Genomic DNA, 14,817 nt, shown 5'->3' with positions numbered 1-14,817 from the left:
TAGAATGTCTAGTCGCCGACTTGTAATTGCAGGGACAGGCAGCGGTGTTGGGAAAACAACCCTAACCATTGGGCTGATGTCTGCTTTAAGGAAAAAGGGTTATACAGTCCAGGGTTTTAAATGCGGTCCAGATTATATCGACCCGACCTATCATACGGCCGTCACGGGAAGAACGTCAAGAAACATTGACAGCTGGATGCTCAACCACGAGATGGTCAAAGAGATTGTCAATCGCGCAAGTGTTGGGGCGGATATTTCCGTTATCGAGGGGGTAATGGGATTCTTTGATGGGAAAAATCCACTTAACAATACGGGCTCGACAGCTGAAATCAGTCTCATCACCGAAAGTCCGGTCATTTTGGTCGTGAATTGTGCCAGTATGGCCCGAAGTGCGGCGGCCATCGTCAAGGGATTTCAAACGTTTCTGGCGGAAGCCAATATTGTCGGGGTGATCGCTAACCGGGTTGGGAGCGAAGGCCATTTTAAAATCGTCCAAACCGCGATTGAGCAAGAATGCGGGATTCCCGTCCTTGGCTATTTGAAAAGAAACGAGGAACTCTCGATTCCGGAACGGCATTTAGGGTTGATACCCTCCGTTGAACGGGGAGAATTGAATCCATTTTTTGAGCAGCTTGGTGATTTGGTGCTTGAAACCATCGATGTAGATTCTTTATATGAGCTGGCGAAAGCCTCCCCTTTAAAGGTAAAAGAATCCCAGTTTAAGAGAGCAGAGCAGGTAACTGTAAAAATTGCAGTCGCACGAGATGCCGCTTTTAATTTTTACTATCAGGAGAACCTCGACATGTTAGCAGCCGCCGGAGCCGAGCTGATCGAGTTCTCTCCATTAAAGGGTGAATGCCTGCCGGAACAAGTCGATGGCTTGTATATCGGCGGCGGGTTTCCAGAGGAATTTGCGGAAGAGCTGACCAAACAGACAGAGGTAAACAACTCGATTAGAACGGCCATTGAAAAAGGACTGCCAACCTTGGCAGAATGCGGCGGGTTTATGTACTTAACCGAATCGTTGGAAACAACGGATGAAACGAGTTACAAAATGGTCGGGATCATTCCCGGAAAGGTGAAAATGCAGACAAAACTAGCGGCTTTGGGATACCGTGAAATCACTGCAGAAGGAGAAAATTTCTTGTTAGCAGGAAATCTGAGTGCAAGAGGCCATGAATTTCACTACTCTACCTTTCATCCTAGAACGGATTTTGACCCGGCCTATCAAACGAAAGGAATGCGTGGGTTTAAGCAGGAGGGCTATCGGAAAGGGAATTTAATTGCAGGTTATACCCATTTTCATTTTGGCTCATGCCCCGAGCTTGTGGAAAATTGGGTGAAGAAATGTAAGGAGTTCAAAGAAAATGGTTAAAGCTCTACCACTTATGTTTCAAGGTACTAATTCGGATGTCGGCAAAAGTGTCGTCGTGACAGCCTTTTGTCGGATATTCGCCCAGGACGGATATAAAACGGTTCCGTTTAAATCACAAAATATGGCGTTAAATTCCTATATCACCGTGGACGGAAAAGAAATCGGCAGAGCACAGGGAGTTCAGGCCGAAGCCGCAGGGATTCAGGCAACCACCGATATGAACCCGATTCTACTAAAGCCGAACCGGGATAACCAATCCCAAATTGTCGTCCATGGTAAACCATATAAGAATATGGAAGCAGGAAGGTACCGCCGGGAATTCTTTCAAACGGGATTGACGCTGATTCAACAATCACTCTCCACCCTGTCCCAAAATTATGAACGGATGGTCATTGAAGGGGCAGGCAGTCCGGCCGAGATTAATCTCAATGATCGGGAAATGGTCAATATGCGGGTCGCCAAAATGGCGGGTGCCCCTGTGATCCTGATTGGGGATATCGAAAAAGGCGGAGTGTTTGCTAGTTTAGTAGGAACCCTTCAACTGATGGAACCAGCGGACCGCGACCGAGTGATAGGCGTGATTATCAATAAATTCCGCGGCGATATCCGCCTGCTAGAATCGGGATTAACGTGGTTTGAGGAGTATTCAGGTAAACCAGTTCTCGGCGTGATTCCTTACTTGGAAAATTTAAATATTGATGCCGAGGATTCCGTGATTTTAAATCAATATACCTCCACTCAAAATACCGAAAAAGAATTGGATATCGCGGTGATCCAGTATCCGAAAATCTCCAATTTCACCGATGTCGACCCGTTTTTTGCCGAGCCCGATTGTCATGTCCGTTTTATAACGAGAGCGGATCAATTACACGACCCAGATTTAGTGATTCTCCCAGGCAGCAAGAATACAATTGAAGATTTGCTGTTTTTAAGAAAGAGCGGCATCGCTCAAAAAATAGCAGAATTACAGAGAAAGAAACACACCGTTCTTTTCGGAATCTGCGGCGGCTATCAAATGCTCGGTGATAAAATTGGGGATCCGTTGGCGATCGAGTCGCTCCTTCAAGAAATCAAAGGTCTTCAGTTACTGCCAATTGAAACGACCATTACGAAAGAAAAGACGACGATCTTATCAAATGGGATGTTGCATCTTTTCGGAAAAAATTTCCATGTGACAGGTTACGAGATTCATATGGGTGAAACCTTTGCGACAGGAGCGTCCCAAGGGCTTATTTTTACGAATGAAAAATGGGATGGCTGTCATTCTTCAGACGAAACCATCATTGGCACTTATTTTCATGGGATATTTCATAATGATGAATTTCGCGAGGAATTGCTTAATCAGATCCGACGCAAAAAGGGGTTGGAGCCCATCCACAAGCGCCCATCTTTTAACCAACTGAGGGAAGAAGCGTTTGACCGTCTGGCAGAACATGTTAGGGAACATGTAAAACTCGATGTCATTGAACAATTAATGAAGGATTATCAAAAAAGGGGGATCACCCAATGAATAGCGTAAAAACAGCCATTCAGCCTCTCGATAGAGAAATGGGGCAGCAAGTTCGTGAGTATATCGATACGTTAACCAAACCTCCGGGCAGTTTGGGGAGATTAGAGGAATTAGCGATTCAACTGGCGGAAATGACATCTGAAGCCTTTCCGGTCGTGTCACCACCTGGAGTGATCGTGTTTGCCGCTGATCATGGCGTGGTCGAAGAAGGGGTATCCGCTTTTCCGCAGGAAGTAACTGTGCAAATGGTTATGAACTTTTTAAACAGCGGTGCGGCCATCAATGTCTTTAGCCGGCAAATCGGGGCTATGTTTGAAGTGGTCGATATCGGTGTCGCAGCAGATATTGAGGCCGACGGGTTTGTAAATCGGAAAATTCGCTATGGAACGAATAATTTTTGCCAGCAGGATGCAATGACAAGAGAAGAGGCCGAACAAGCCATCGCCGTTGGCTATGAACGGGCGGAACAGATGATTCAACAGGGAATCAAATGCCTAATTGTTGGTGAAATGGGGATTGGCAATACGACGCCAAGCAGTGCGATCGCAGCGGTTCTAAGCGGGCAGGACATCGGTGCACTCGTCGGCCGAGGAACAGGGATTCCCACAGAAAAAATCCGTCATAAGCAAGAGGTCATCACACGGGCACTGAAGGAAAGAAACCCTGACCGGAAGGATCCAATCGATATCTTAGCTAAACTTGGCGGTTTGGAAATAGCCGGTATGACCGGTGCAATGCTCTCCGCCGCTGCGAACCGGATCCCGATATTGGTTGATGGATTTATTTGCACAATAGCAGCTCTTTTGGCAAGGGAAATCTGTGAGACAGCAGCGGATTATATGATGGTCGGTCATCGTTCCGTCGAGCCTGGACATGAAATTGCACTGCAGTTATTAGGCAAGAAGCCACTACTTGATTTAGATTTGCGGCTAGGCGAAGGGAGCGGGGCAGCAGTGGCTTTTCCTATCTTACAATCAGCGGCCTTAATGTTGAAAGAAATGGCCACCTTTGCATCGGCCGGAATTTCAAATGAGTAACTTAGGAAAGGAGCGAGAAGATGACAAATGGAAAAGTGTATCTTGTTGGTGCTGGACCAGGAGACCCTAAGCTGATCACGGTTTATGGGATGGAGTGTATCCAGCAGGCGGATGTGATTTTATATGACCGCTTGGTAAATGAGGAACTGCTGAAATATGCAAAGGCGGAGGCAGAGCTGATATTTTGCGGCAAAGAGCCAGGAAGACATCAGATCATTCAAGATCAAATTCACGAGCTGTTAATTGAAAAAGCCAGTCAGGGCAAGACTGTCACCAGATTAAAAGGAGGCGATCCCTGTATTTTCGGCCGTGTCGGTGAAGAAGCGGAAATTCTCGCGGAACATGGGATCCGCTATGAAATGGTGCCGGGGATTACAGCTGGTATTGCAGCGCCTGCTTATGCCGGAATTCCGGTGACCCACCGCGCTTATGCTTCCTCCTTCGCGATCGTCACTGGCCACAGCCGAGCGGAAAAGGATGAGGATCAATTAAATTGGCCAGCCCTCGCTCAAGGAATCGATACGATTGCCTTTTATATGGGAATTGGGAATTTACCCTATATTGTTTCGAGATTAATCGAGAACGGAAAAAGCCCTGATACGAAAGCCGCCATTATCCAATGGGGGACGACGGCCAAGCAGAAGACGGTGACCGGAAGTTTAAAGGATATCGAAGTCCGGGTCCTTGAAGCTGGGATTACTCATCCGGCGATTGTTCTGGTGGGTGATGTGGTCGGCCTGCGCGAGAAATTACGCTGGTTTCAAGAAGCAGAAGAAAAACAAGAAGTAGGATTAGGGAGGGACTAAGATGTCGATTATAGCGGAAATCAAAAATCGAAGAGCAATCCGTGATTATGCGGCACGAGAGGTCGAAGACGAAAAGATTCACAGCTTATTAGAAGCAGCGACATGGGCACCGAATGACCGGATGCGGGAACCATGGAGCTTTTATGTCATCAAAGGCGAAGCTAAAAAACGATATGAGGCGTTGGCCTATGAATATTTACAGGAACGCTTTCCAACCAAACCAAATTTAATCGAAAGCTCCTTAAAAGTGCTGAAAACCACACCGGTTCATATTGTCGTTACAGCCGACATCGTTCAAGAAGATGAAGAGGCCTCTGCCGACAATGAATATGCCGTATGCTGCGCGATCCATTCGATGTGGCTTGCCGCCAAAGAATTGGGACTAGGGCTGGTTTGGCGGACAAGGGGCGTCGGACTTGTTCGCGACCAACGAATGGTTGAGTTTATTGGATCACCTGAAAACAAGAAAATTATCGGAAATTTGTTTATCGGTTATCCCGATCCAGAAGTATTAAAAAAGGCGAAAGTGCCGGCTCGTACATCCTTTGAAGAAAAAACAGTCTGGCTGTAACGAGGAGTGAAGCGGATGGAAGAGGTAACAGAAAACAAAGTAAAACGTGGTCTTACATTAGTATATACCGGTGATGGAAAAGGGAAAACGACGGCAGCCCTTGGGCTCGCTGTCCGTGCCGCCGGCCGGGGAAAACGGGTGCTCATGATTCAATTTATCAAATCACCTGATCGAACGTATGGAGAAAAAATTACCTTCGAGAAATTGGGGATTGAAATCGTGCAGACAGGAGTCGGCTTTACGTGGACGAAGACACCGGAGGAACATCGGGGAGCACTAAAAACAGCGTGGGCGTTAACGAAAGAAAAGGTACTGTTTGGCGGCTACGATGTTGTCATTTTAGATGAACTGAATAATGCGCTCGCGATTGATAAATTCCCGATTGACGATGTCCTTCCGTTGACAGAAGTACTGGAGTTGATTCAGCAGCGCCCCAAGGGGATGCATCTGGTCATTACCGGACGGTCTGCCAAAGAGGAGATCATCACTTGCGCTGATTTAGTAACCGAAATGAAGCCCGTTAAGCACTATTATAATGAAGGAATTCCTGCCGTGAAGGGAATTGAGTTTTAAGGGTCTACATTGAAAAATTAGGACATGGCGGCGACTTACTGACGGCCCGACAGTTTCAAAATGAGCCAATGTCCCCGGAAAGTGAGCCAATCCGATTTTAAAGCCTTGGGAGTCTAATTATATGAAACTAGGAAAAGGAAGCTGCAATGGAACATTTGGAGAATTGGTCCAAGGAATCATTGGTGATCGCCGTTATTTAATCACCCTGCCGATATCGAGTTTAAGAAGTGAGGCTAGGTTTATTCCAGATCCAATCGTTAAGGGAATAAGAGTGGCAGACTCAAAAGTAAAAGCTCAAAGAGCAGGGGAATGGTTATTCCAACTGTTTGGGGTAAAGGGCGGCGGGGATCTCGAGATACGCTCTAATATCCCAGTTGGTAAAGGTCTGGCCAGCAGTTCAGCAGATATTGTTGCTGCATTAAGAGCAATTGCTGACAGCTATAGTCTTCCGCTCACAAATGAAATGATCTCGATGATTGCCGCAAAAGTGGAACCTACCGATGGGGTAATGTATGAGGAAGTCGTGGTCTATGACTATATTCACGGTCAGCTGATTGAAAGCTTTGGGGCCTTACCCCCATTCATCCTCGTTGGTATCGACCTTGGGGGTATGATCAACACAATTGAATTTAATGAAGTTCCGAAAGAGTACAGCCAGAACGATCAACAGCAATTTATTAAAGCTTATGATCTGGTTACAAAAGGGTTTAAGGAGAAAAATTTAACTTATATTGGGGAGGCAGCAACCCTCAGTGCACGGGTGAATCAAAAAATATTGCCTAAGCCTGTTTTTCCACTATTAGATCAGCTGGCCTATCGCTATCAGGGCGGAATCGTTGTCGCCCACAGTGGAACGGTCGCGGGAATTTTACTAGATGGAAATCTTCCAAACGGTGATGAGGTGGTTTCACACTTATTTAGGGAAATGTCACTCGCTTTCAAGGGTGTTCCTATAAATTTATTTCATTATGAAAGCAGGGAAAAGAATTCTAGAGCAAGCGAATTGGGAGAAAAGAAGAACTCTTGAGAATTTACTATTTTATGAGGAATGGGGAAATCAGGAAAGAAAGTTTATTAGAGAGTGAGGATTGATTTATGGAAACTATTTCGTTAATTCTTCTTGTATTTGTGCTAGGGCTGCGTCATGGATTGGATGCCGATCATCTGGCATGTATTGATGGATTGACCCGTTATAACGGGCGTTTGAATAGTTCGATTGCTCGCTGGGTTGGTTTGCTCTTCTCCTTTGGGCACGGGTTAGTTGTAACCATCATCGCGGCGATCTTAGGGATTTTTATGAAGAGTTTTACAATACCGGATCTCGTGAATACACTGGTGACTTGGTTTTCAACTCTATCCCTGTTCGCAATTGGTACCTTAAATCTTTTTAATCTTTTGCGGAAAAAATCGACGGAAAATGAAGATTTTCGTGTTAGCGGAATTAAGGGGAAGTTCCTGCCGAAGATGTTGAAAGAAACGACGAATCCCTTTTTTGTGATTCTGATTGGCGGATTATTCGCATTGGCGGCGGAAACGGTTAGTCAAACATCGATGTGGGCGATTGCTGCAGGTAATACGGCAAGTTATATGCCAGTTTTATTAGGGATCATCTTTATGCTAGGGATGATGATTACAGACACCCTAGATTCCATCGTCGCCTTTCGCTTGTTAAAAGAAAGCAATCGATTAGGACAATCCGCTTCCCGTGTAATGGGCTGGGTGATTGTGGTTTTGGCCTACGGGGTTTCCTTTTACCAAGCATTTACGTTCTTCTTCCCATGGGCTGAACTTGATTATGAGATTTTAGGAGTTATGCTGTTTACGGCTTTTGTTCTAAGTTATCTATTCATAAGTTATCGGATTAAAAAGCAGATGGAGATAACGCTGAAAAATTAATCGTATTTTTTTAACATGAGGTGCCTGTCACGCCCCGAATAATGTCAAATAAAAATGACCCAAGATTTTTTCCTTGTGTCATTTTTTGCTTTTTTATTTGTTCGGTAAAGTAACAACAAATGTAGTAATATTATTTTCACTGGTAACATAGGGCCGTCCCTTATGCAATTCCACAAATCTCTTGACAACAGCTAAGCCCAATCCCGTGCCTACATAATCTTTTTGCAAAGCTTTTGCTCGATAAGAATGTTCAAAGATCTTAGCCAATTCATCCTTTGGTATTTCCACGCCTCTATTTCTAACCGTAATTTGAATACTTGTTCCATCTGAAGACAATCCAGTATAAATCTTTTTTGGTTCAAATGAATATTTCACGGCATTTTCCATAAGGGAATCCATGATCTGCAGAACATGTTCATTAGGGATATAAGTAGAAATATTCTCTTGAATGTTTTGCTCAAAGGTAATATTTTCATTATCCAACTTTTTTCTATTAAGGTAATGATGAATATGAGATATGATTGTATTTGAAAAAGAGCGATGATTCCTAGTTAGTGTCAGGCCTTCTTGCGATGTGGCCTGGCTTTTTTCGTATGAACGGTTGTAATTTTTTCTCAAGTTTCACAACTTTTTTACATGCTGAATAGACTAGTTTAACGGAAGCTTATTTAAAAAGGCATGGTGGAGGGAAAGAGCTTGAAGATATACCAAGTGAAAGGGTCGCCAGATATTGTAATTGAATTGTTGGAAATCACAGCGAATGGGAAAGTGAAGGTTAGGGATATCAACAATGATGAGGTCATTGAAACAACAATGCGAGCCTTTGAAATGGCATTTGTACCATCATCCGATTATTCCTCTATTGAGAAACAACAAGCAAAGGCACTAATGATAAATCATAGTGTACCAGCGTATATCAATGAAATGATCGAAAAATCTCAGGTTAAAGTTGTTAAGGCTTTTGGAAGATGCACTATGGTTGCGGTCCAGCTGCCCAATGGGTTTATCATCAGCGAATCGATAACCAGTGTAGATGAGGCATCCTATAACAAAGAAACAAACACCCAGATTTGTTTGGAACGGATTAAACATAAAATTAGTGAGCTTGAAGCTTACAAAACTCAAAGTGTAGCGATACAGTCAAGAAATAGGAATCAGGGATAACAAAATTGCTGAGCTGAAAAAGGAAAATAAGAAATTTCTAAAGTTGTTAGCGAATGAAGTAATAGAAAAAGTTGATTATGATGAAGCGGTTAATGAAAATAGAAATGTAATAAAAAAGCTACAATCAGAATTTCTTGAAAAGAAGGATATGTTAAAACGATACACAAAAAGTACAGAGATGGTTGAAAAGTCCAAAATGAACTAAAGAAGCTTATAAATATAAATGATTTAACCCCGGAGTTACTTCATAAGCTAATCATAAAATTGAGCTGAAGGAAAACAAGCATCTTATTATGTACTACCGTTTTTCTAACCATTTTCTGGTCAATGGAAGTAGTGACCAATTTACGACACATGTGTATGTAGAAACAATGGTGGCAACTTGGTGGCAAACTCCAACATTCTGCCACCAACTCCACCTTTAAAATAATTTACGCCTTAATACTAATGGAAAATAATTCTAAAAAATGGTTACTCGTTGTAGCAGGCCATTTTAGTATCGCTTTCATTATTTGAAGGCAGTGCATATTATATTCATAATAATTGAAAGAATTTTATTAATCGGACATTTCTAGAAGGTATTGTATTTATTTATGTATAAAATTACAATGAATTACATAATAAAACACTTTACTTTGATAAACAAGTAAAGAGATAAAGTGAGATATGGAGGAATAATATATGAAGAAAGTCACCCAGATTTTAATCATTTTATCAGTGGCTCTAATGGCAACTGCATGTGGTACTCAGCCTAAATTACCTGCACAATCAAAGAGTGAGCAGAGTAAAAAAGTAACCGAAGGAAATACATTTGAAAATATAAAAAAGCAAGGCGTTCTTAAAATTGCTGTGGATGATACATTTCCTCCAATGGAATACCGTAATGATCAAAACAAGTTAGTAGGTTTTGACATTGATCTTGCAAACGCCATATCAAAAGAGCTTGGTGTGAAAGTAGAATTTATACCAACTGCATGGGATGGAATTTTACCAGGATTAGACGCTAAACGATATGACATAATTATGTCATCAATGAATATTACAGATGAAAGAAAGCAAAAGGTTGATTTTGTAGAGTACATGAAATTAGGACAAGTTGTTGCAGTAAAATCAGGAAATCCTCAAAAGATTCAATCGAAAGAAGATCTTTCTGGGAAAATAGTCGGTGTACAACTAGGTTCAACTAGTGAAAGTGCAGCGAAAGAGATTAAGGGAATAAAAGAATTAAAGACATACAATGGTTATACGGATGTATTTAATGACTTAGGTCTTGGCCGTTTACAGGGAGTTATTGTTGCAGAAGCCGTTGGTCGTTACTACAAAACGACTAAACCTGATGCTTTCGATGTTGTAGGTAGTTCATTCCAAAGTCTTCCAGTAGGGATTGCTGTACGTAAAGGTGATGACGAGCTTGAAGCAGCATTACAAAAAGCAATAGAAACTGTGAAGGATAACGGAGCCTACACAGAAGTGAGTAAGAAATGGTTCGGAACAGACAAATCTAAAGAATAAAAAGGTTACGGATAAATCGGAATGCTGATTTATCCGTCTTATTTTTACTTTTATGTTTTTTCAAAAGGAGAGAGGGAAATGAAGGACTTTTTATCATTTGCATTAACTTATCTTCCCTACTTATTACAGGGGGCATTGGTCACTGTTGAAATAGCCGTAATTGGGATAGTAGCAGGAAGTATTATAGGATTACTATTCGGTCTCGGCCGTGTTTCCAGCTCTAAATTATTTTCACAAATTAGCAGATTTTATATTTGGGTGATTCGAGGAACTCCTCTTTTAGTGCAATTATTCATCATCCATTTCGCGATCCCTTCCGTATTTCCTGTATTAACGATGCCGCCTTTTGTTTCCGCCTGCATCGCATTGTCACTTAATGCAGCTGCCTATATTGCGGAAATTGCTAGGGGCGCCATTCAGTCGATTGATAAGGGACAAATGGAAGCAGCAAGGTCTCTTGGATTAAGTTATGGACAGGCGATGAGACGGGTTATTATACCACAAGCGTTTCGCCGTATGCTGCCCCCACTAGGAAATGAATTTATTGCCTTAATTAAAGAATCCTCCCTCGTATCAACTATAGCTTTATACGATTTACTCAGAACTGGTCAGCAAATAATAAGTAGTACGTACCGTTATATGGAGATCTTTTTACTAGTTGGTTTAATCTACTTAGTGCTTACTACTATCATGACATTTATCATTGGGAAAGTGGAGAAAAAGGTAGGTGCTTATGAATGATAAAATGCAAAAATGTTATTAAAACATTTGGTGATTTAGAAGTTTTAAAAGGTGTTGATTTAAATGTCTCGCAAGGTGAAGTGGTGGTCATAATTGGACCTAGCGGATCAGGGAAAAGTACCTTTCTTCGTTGTATGAATCATTTAGAGTCTATTGATGGTGGGAGTATTACTATTAATGGGAAAATGGTAGAAAACAAAGAGGCTGCGTTGAATAAACTTCGTCAAGATATTGGAATGGTTTTTCAGCAGTTTAATCTTTTTCCACATATGACCGTTTTGAAAAACATTATAGAAGCTCCTATTTTATTGAAAAAAATGACCAAAGCTGAAGCAAAGAAAAAAGGAATCCAGCTTCTTAAAAAAGTTGGGCTTGAAGCAAAAGCGGACGAATATCCAAACCGTTTATCTGGAGGGCAAAAGCAGCGTGTAGCGATCGCACGGGCATTAGCCATGGAACCGACGGTTATGCTATTCGATGAACCTACTTCTGCACTTGATCCGGAACTTGTCGGGGAAGTACTCACTGTCATGAAGCAGCTGGCAAAGGAAGGTATGACCATGGTCGTAGTTACTCATGAAATGGGTTTCGCAAAAGAAGTAGCAGATCGGGTTATCTTTATGGATGGCGGAAATATTATTGAACAAGGAATTCCAGAAGACATTTTTGTAAATCCAGAGCATGATCGCACGAAGGAATTTTTAGGACATATTAGAAAGGAGGAGCCCTCACGTTGAAAGATTCAAAGGTAGAAATAACCTCAATTATTCATGATAAAGTAGAACAATGGTTTCCTAAATTAGTGGAAATAAGAAGGAATCTTCATATGTATCCTGAAATTAGTAAACAAGAATTTAAAACAACCGAAAAAATAAACGGATGGTTACATGAATTTGGGATTCAACAAATACCACTTAGCTTAGCTACTGGGACCGCTGCAGAAGTAAAGGGAATCGAACAGGGACCGACGGTTGCAATACGAGCGGATATTGATGCTCTCCCCATTCAAGAAGAAGCAGATGTTCCATTTCGTTCAAAAATTGATGGTGTAAGTCATATGTGCGGCCATGATGTTCATACAACAATTGCACTTGGGGCAGCGATTATTTTAGAAGAAATGAAGGATCTAGTCTCTGGGAATGTTCGGATATTGTTCCAGCCAGCTGAAGAATTTGAAGGTGGAGCAGAATCTATGATCCAGCAAGGATTATTGGAAGGGATAAGTTCAATTATCGGTCTTCATAATGTTCCAGAACTTCCTGTTGGTCAGATAGGTGTGAAGGAAGGATTTTTAATGGGAAGTGTAGATGATTTTACCCTAACCATTAAAGGTAAAGGCGGACATGCTGCGCTTCCAGAGCAAACCATTGATCCGATCGTAATTGGCAGTGCAGTTGTGAGTCAGCTGCAAACAGTGGTCAGCCGTACGATTTCATCTAAGGAATCGGCAGTTGTCACCATTGGTTCCTTCCAAGCAGGGATGACAAATAATGTCATTCCAGATAAGGCTATTCTCAAAGGAACGGTCAGAACTTCCAACGAACAAGTGAGAAAGAAAATATATGAGGTATTTACACAACTTGTTACAAATACCGTGGCAGCACATGGTGGGGAAGTAGAGATTAAGTATGAGTTTCTGCTGCCAGCTGTCTATAATGATGCCCAGGTGGCAGAAATTGTTCAGTCAGCAGCAGAGACAATAGTTGGGAAAGAAAATACGATACGGGCAGAACCAACCATGGGTGGTGAGGACTTTTCTTTTTACCAAAAAGAAGTACCTGGCTGCTATGTGTGGCTTGGTTCAGGTAATCAAGAAAAAGGGATTAAATATGGGTGGCATCACCCGAAATTTATGGTAGATGAAGATGCCATTAAAATTGGAGTTAAATTAATGGTTCAATCAGTGCTTAAATTATTAGAGAGATAGACCTTTTAACTTTGGCAGATACTAATTTTCGTCACCAATAAAAACATAAAGATTAGGAATCCTGCTTTTTTTCGGAAGGAAACAGCAGGATTTTCTCTATACTGGACATTCAAATGAAGGGAGAATTTAATCCTATGGAAGCAAATTTCATGGAGAGTTTAAATTTAACGATAGATGGAAACCGTCTTTGGAACCAATTAATGGACCTTGGGAAAATAGGAGAAGGAGATAATGGCGGGGTCACTCGAACATCATTTGATCAAAATGATATCCAAGCACGAAAATTCTTTCTGAAACTACTGGAACAAGCTGATTTATCCCCTTATATGGACGCAGCGGGGAATATCTTTGGGCAAATAATCGGTAAAAATCCCGAATTACCTGCCATTCTTATTGGTTCTCACCTTGATACAGTAAATTCTGGCGGGCGTTTCGATGGCGCCATGGGTGTTCTAATGGGTGTTGAGGTGCTTTGTACGTTGAAGGAAAAGGGAATTCAACCTGAAAGAACGATAAAGGTTGTTTCCTTAACAGATGAGGAAGGGGCACGTTTTGATTATGCTTTTGTAGGTAGTACCGCTTTGGTTGGGACAGAGGGTTCGAAGAAATTAAAGGAAAATTTAGCTTCAGCAACAGATAAAGATGGAATCTCCTATCTGGAGACCATGAAGCAGGCCAGTCTAGAAGGGGAATATTTTAATCAGATTAATCCAGACCTTTTAGAACAAGCTCAGTTAGGTAAAAATGACGTAAAAGCTTATATTGAAGTACATATTGAGCAGGGAAAAGTGTTAGAAAATAAAGATTTAGCTGTTGGAATAGTTACGGGGATCTCTGGTGGAGAATGGGCGGAAGTAACCATCATGGGTGAAGCGGGGCATGCAGGAACGACATGGATGAAAGAGAGAAAAGATGCTTTAACAGCTGCAGCAGAATGTATATTAGCCATTGAGAAAATAGCACTGGACAATATCGGAAGTGTTGCGACAGTAGGAAAATTGGAAGTAAAACCTGGAAGTAGTAATGTCATTCCTGGGAGAGTGGATTTTACACTTGATGTTCGGGATATATCTAATGAACGGCGTGAAAATACGGTTACTAAAATCTATAATTCAATTCGGACAATTGCTGCAAACCGTGATTTAGGGTGTGAAATTAGGCAGGTTCAATCCCTATCTTCTGTGATGAGTTCACCAATAGTGATGAAAGCAGTAAAAGATTCTCTGCAAGAATTACAGTATCCTGTTTATGAATTACCAAGCGGGGCTGCTCATGATGCGATGGTATTGGGGGGGCTTACAGATATTGGAATGATTTTTGTAAGGAGCCACAATGGCATAAGTCATCATCCAGATGAGTGGAGTTCTTTTGAAGATGTTGCCCTTGGGTGCGAGGTACTATTCAGAACAACGTTAAAACTTTTATAAATGATTCACTTACCTAGAGAGGTTCTGTAGTTCATTTTAGGTACTGTATATGGCGAGCCAAAAATCATTGAAATTCCAGTTAAAAGGCAAATACTAGCCGCTCTATTTATTTAAGAAATCAATTCTTTTACGATTTGGAAAATTTTCATCTTAAGTAAAAAGACTTTGTTAGGTTTCCTTCGGAAGTAGAGGTTCGACCCCGACAATCGGTATCAAATCATCATGATAAATTCAATAAAATCAACGTTTCGTACACATTGTATGGAACGTTTTTTATT

At 41.8% G+C, this 14,817-nt stretch carries 15 protein-coding genes; 14 read left to right on the top strand and 1 reads right to left on the bottom strand.

Translation table 11 applies throughout. The features are described from left to right. Window positions 1-4 precede the first annotated feature (4 nt). The 8 genes from J7E77_RS00920 (at window position 5) to J7E77_RS00885 (ending at window position 7,768) form a co-directional block, all read left to right on the top strand. Window positions 5-1,375, top strand: coding sequence for a cobyrinic acid a,c-diamide synthase CobB (locus tag J7E77_RS00920; protein ID WP_214711762.1), 1,371 nt, complete (start codon window positions 5-7; stop codon window positions 1,373-1,375). Then, window positions 1,368-2,885, top strand: a complete 1,518-nt coding sequence (locus J7E77_RS00915; RefSeq protein ID WP_214711760.1) for a cobyric acid synthase — start codon at window positions 1,368-1,370, stop codon at window positions 2,883-2,885. Before J7E77_RS00920 ends, J7E77_RS00915 begins: the two co-directional genes overlap by 8 nt. After that, the gene (gene cobT, locus J7E77_RS00910) at window positions 2,882-3,922 is read left to right on the top strand and encodes a nicotinate-nucleotide--dimethylbenzimidazole phosphoribosyltransferase (protein WP_214711758.1); all 1,041 of its coding nucleotides are present in this window, start codon (window positions 2,882-2,884) and stop codon (window positions 3,920-3,922) included. Before J7E77_RS00915 ends, cobT begins: the two co-directional genes overlap by 4 nt. Before the next feature lie 20 nt (window positions 3,923-3,942). After that, the gene (cobA, locus tag J7E77_RS00905; protein WP_214711756.1) at window positions 3,943-4,728 is read left to right on the top strand and encodes a uroporphyrinogen-III C-methyltransferase; all 786 of its coding nucleotides are present in this window, start codon (window positions 3,943-3,945) and stop codon (window positions 4,726-4,728) included. A 1-nt stretch (window position 4,729) separates the two neighbouring features. Next, entirely contained in the window at window positions 4,730-5,299 is a 570-nt protein-coding gene (locus J7E77_RS00900) for a nitroreductase family protein (protein ID WP_088087501.1), read from the top strand. 15 nt (window positions 5,300-5,314) lie between these two features. Then, complete coding sequence (cobO, locus tag J7E77_RS00895) at window positions 5,315-5,872, top strand: cob(I)yrinic acid a,c-diamide adenosyltransferase (protein ID WP_214711754.1); 558 nt, start codon at window positions 5,315-5,317, stop codon at window positions 5,870-5,872. A 121-nt stretch (window positions 5,873-5,993) separates the two neighbouring features. Next, complete coding sequence (locus J7E77_RS00890) at window positions 5,994-6,899, top strand: GHMP family kinase ATP-binding protein (RefSeq protein ID WP_214711752.1); 906 nt, start codon at window positions 5,994-5,996, stop codon at window positions 6,897-6,899. Between the two features lie 68 nt (window positions 6,900-6,967). Continuing rightward, entirely contained in the window at window positions 6,968-7,768 is an 801-nt protein-coding gene (locus J7E77_RS00885) for a HoxN/HupN/NixA family nickel/cobalt transporter (protein ID WP_214711750.1), read from the top strand. 93 nt (window positions 7,769-7,861) lie between these two features. Here the strand turns inward: J7E77_RS00885 and J7E77_RS00880 are convergent, their stop codons facing one another. Continuing rightward, window positions 7,862-8,386, bottom strand: coding sequence for a sensor histidine kinase (locus J7E77_RS00880; protein ID WP_214711748.1), 525 nt, complete (start codon window positions 8,384-8,386; stop codon window positions 7,862-7,864). Between the two features lie 78 nt (window positions 8,387-8,464). Between J7E77_RS00880 and J7E77_RS30315 the strand changes: the two genes are divergently transcribed. From J7E77_RS30315 to J7E77_RS00850, 6 genes are all read left to right on the top strand, one after another. Beyond that, window positions 8,465-8,932 (top strand): Gp49 family protein, encoded by a 468-nt coding sequence (locus J7E77_RS30315; protein WP_251026545.1) that lies wholly within the window; start codon window positions 8,465-8,467, stop codon window positions 8,930-8,932. Window positions 8,933-9,613: 681 nt separating this feature from the next. Continuing rightward, entirely contained in the window at window positions 9,614-10,444 is an 831-nt protein-coding gene (locus tag J7E77_RS00870; protein WP_214711746.1) for an ABC transporter substrate-binding protein, read from the top strand. A 78-nt stretch (window positions 10,445-10,522) separates the two neighbouring features. Then, window positions 10,523-11,185 carry an amino acid ABC transporter permease gene (locus J7E77_RS00865; RefSeq protein ID WP_214711744.1) on the top strand — a complete coding sequence of 221 codons (663 nt, stop codon included), beginning with the start codon at window positions 10,523-10,525 and terminating at the stop codon, window positions 11,183-11,185. After that, the gene (locus tag J7E77_RS00860) at window positions 11,182-11,922 is read left to right on the top strand and encodes an amino acid ABC transporter ATP-binding protein (protein WP_214711741.1); all 741 of its coding nucleotides are present in this window, start codon (window positions 11,182-11,184) and stop codon (window positions 11,920-11,922) included. Before J7E77_RS00865 ends, J7E77_RS00860 begins: the two co-directional genes overlap by 4 nt. Continuing rightward, on the top strand, window positions 11,919-13,112 hold the full coding sequence (locus J7E77_RS00855) for a M20 metallopeptidase family protein (RefSeq protein ID WP_251027951.1): 1,194 nt from the start codon (window positions 11,919-11,921) through the stop codon (window positions 13,110-13,112). The genes J7E77_RS00860 and J7E77_RS00855 overlap by 4 nt, the downstream gene beginning before the upstream one ends. A gap of 134 nt (window positions 13,113-13,246) precedes the next feature. Beyond that, on the top strand, window positions 13,247-14,539 hold the full coding sequence (locus J7E77_RS00850) for a M20 family metallo-hydrolase (protein ID WP_214711739.1): 1,293 nt from the start codon (window positions 13,247-13,249) through the stop codon (window positions 14,537-14,539). Window positions 14,540-14,817 lie beyond the last annotated feature (278 nt).

The organism is Bacillus sp. ISL-77, from assembly GCF_018613105.1.
The sequence above is the reverse complement of the archived record's forward strand: the minus strand, read 5'-3'. Positions and strand labels throughout refer to the sequence as shown.

Bases quoted from the DNA above. Each gene is read 5' to 3' on its own strand.
- J7E77_RS00920 (WP_214711762.1), top strand. From the start codon at position 5: ATGTCTAGTCGCCGACTTGTAATTGCAGGGACAGGCAGCGGTGTTGGG.
- J7E77_RS00915 (WP_214711760.1), top strand. From the start codon at position 1,368: ATGGTTAAAGCTCTACCACTTATGTTTCAAGGTACTAATTCGGATGTC.
- cobT (WP_214711758.1), top strand. From the start codon at position 2,882: ATGAATAGCGTAAAAACAGCCATTCAGCCTCTCGATAGAGAAATGGGG.
- cobA (WP_214711756.1), top strand. From the start codon at position 3,943: ATGACAAATGGAAAAGTGTATCTTGTTGGTGCTGGACCAGGAGACCCT.
- J7E77_RS00900 (WP_088087501.1), top strand. From the start codon at position 4,730: ATGTCGATTATAGCGGAAATCAAAAATCGAAGAGCAATCCGTGATTAT.
- cobO (WP_214711754.1), top strand. From the start codon at position 5,315: ATGGAAGAGGTAACAGAAAACAAAGTAAAACGTGGTCTTACATTAGTA.
- J7E77_RS00890 (WP_214711752.1), top strand. From the start codon at position 5,994: ATGAAACTAGGAAAAGGAAGCTGCAATGGAACATTTGGAGAATTGGTC.
- J7E77_RS00885 (WP_214711750.1), top strand. From the start codon at position 6,968: ATGGAAACTATTTCGTTAATTCTTCTTGTATTTGTGCTAGGGCTGCGT.
- J7E77_RS00870 (WP_214711746.1), top strand. From the start codon at position 9,614: ATGAAGAAAGTCACCCAGATTTTAATCATTTTATCAGTGGCTCTAATG.
- J7E77_RS00865 (WP_214711744.1), top strand. From the start codon at position 10,523: ATGAAGGACTTTTTATCATTTGCATTAACTTATCTTCCCTACTTATTA.
- J7E77_RS00860 (WP_214711741.1), top strand. From the start codon at position 11,182: ATGATAAAATGCAAAAATGTTATTAAAACATTTGGTGATTTAGAAGTT.
- J7E77_RS00850 (WP_214711739.1), top strand. From the start codon at position 13,247: ATGGAAGCAAATTTCATGGAGAGTTTAAATTTAACGATAGATGGAAAC.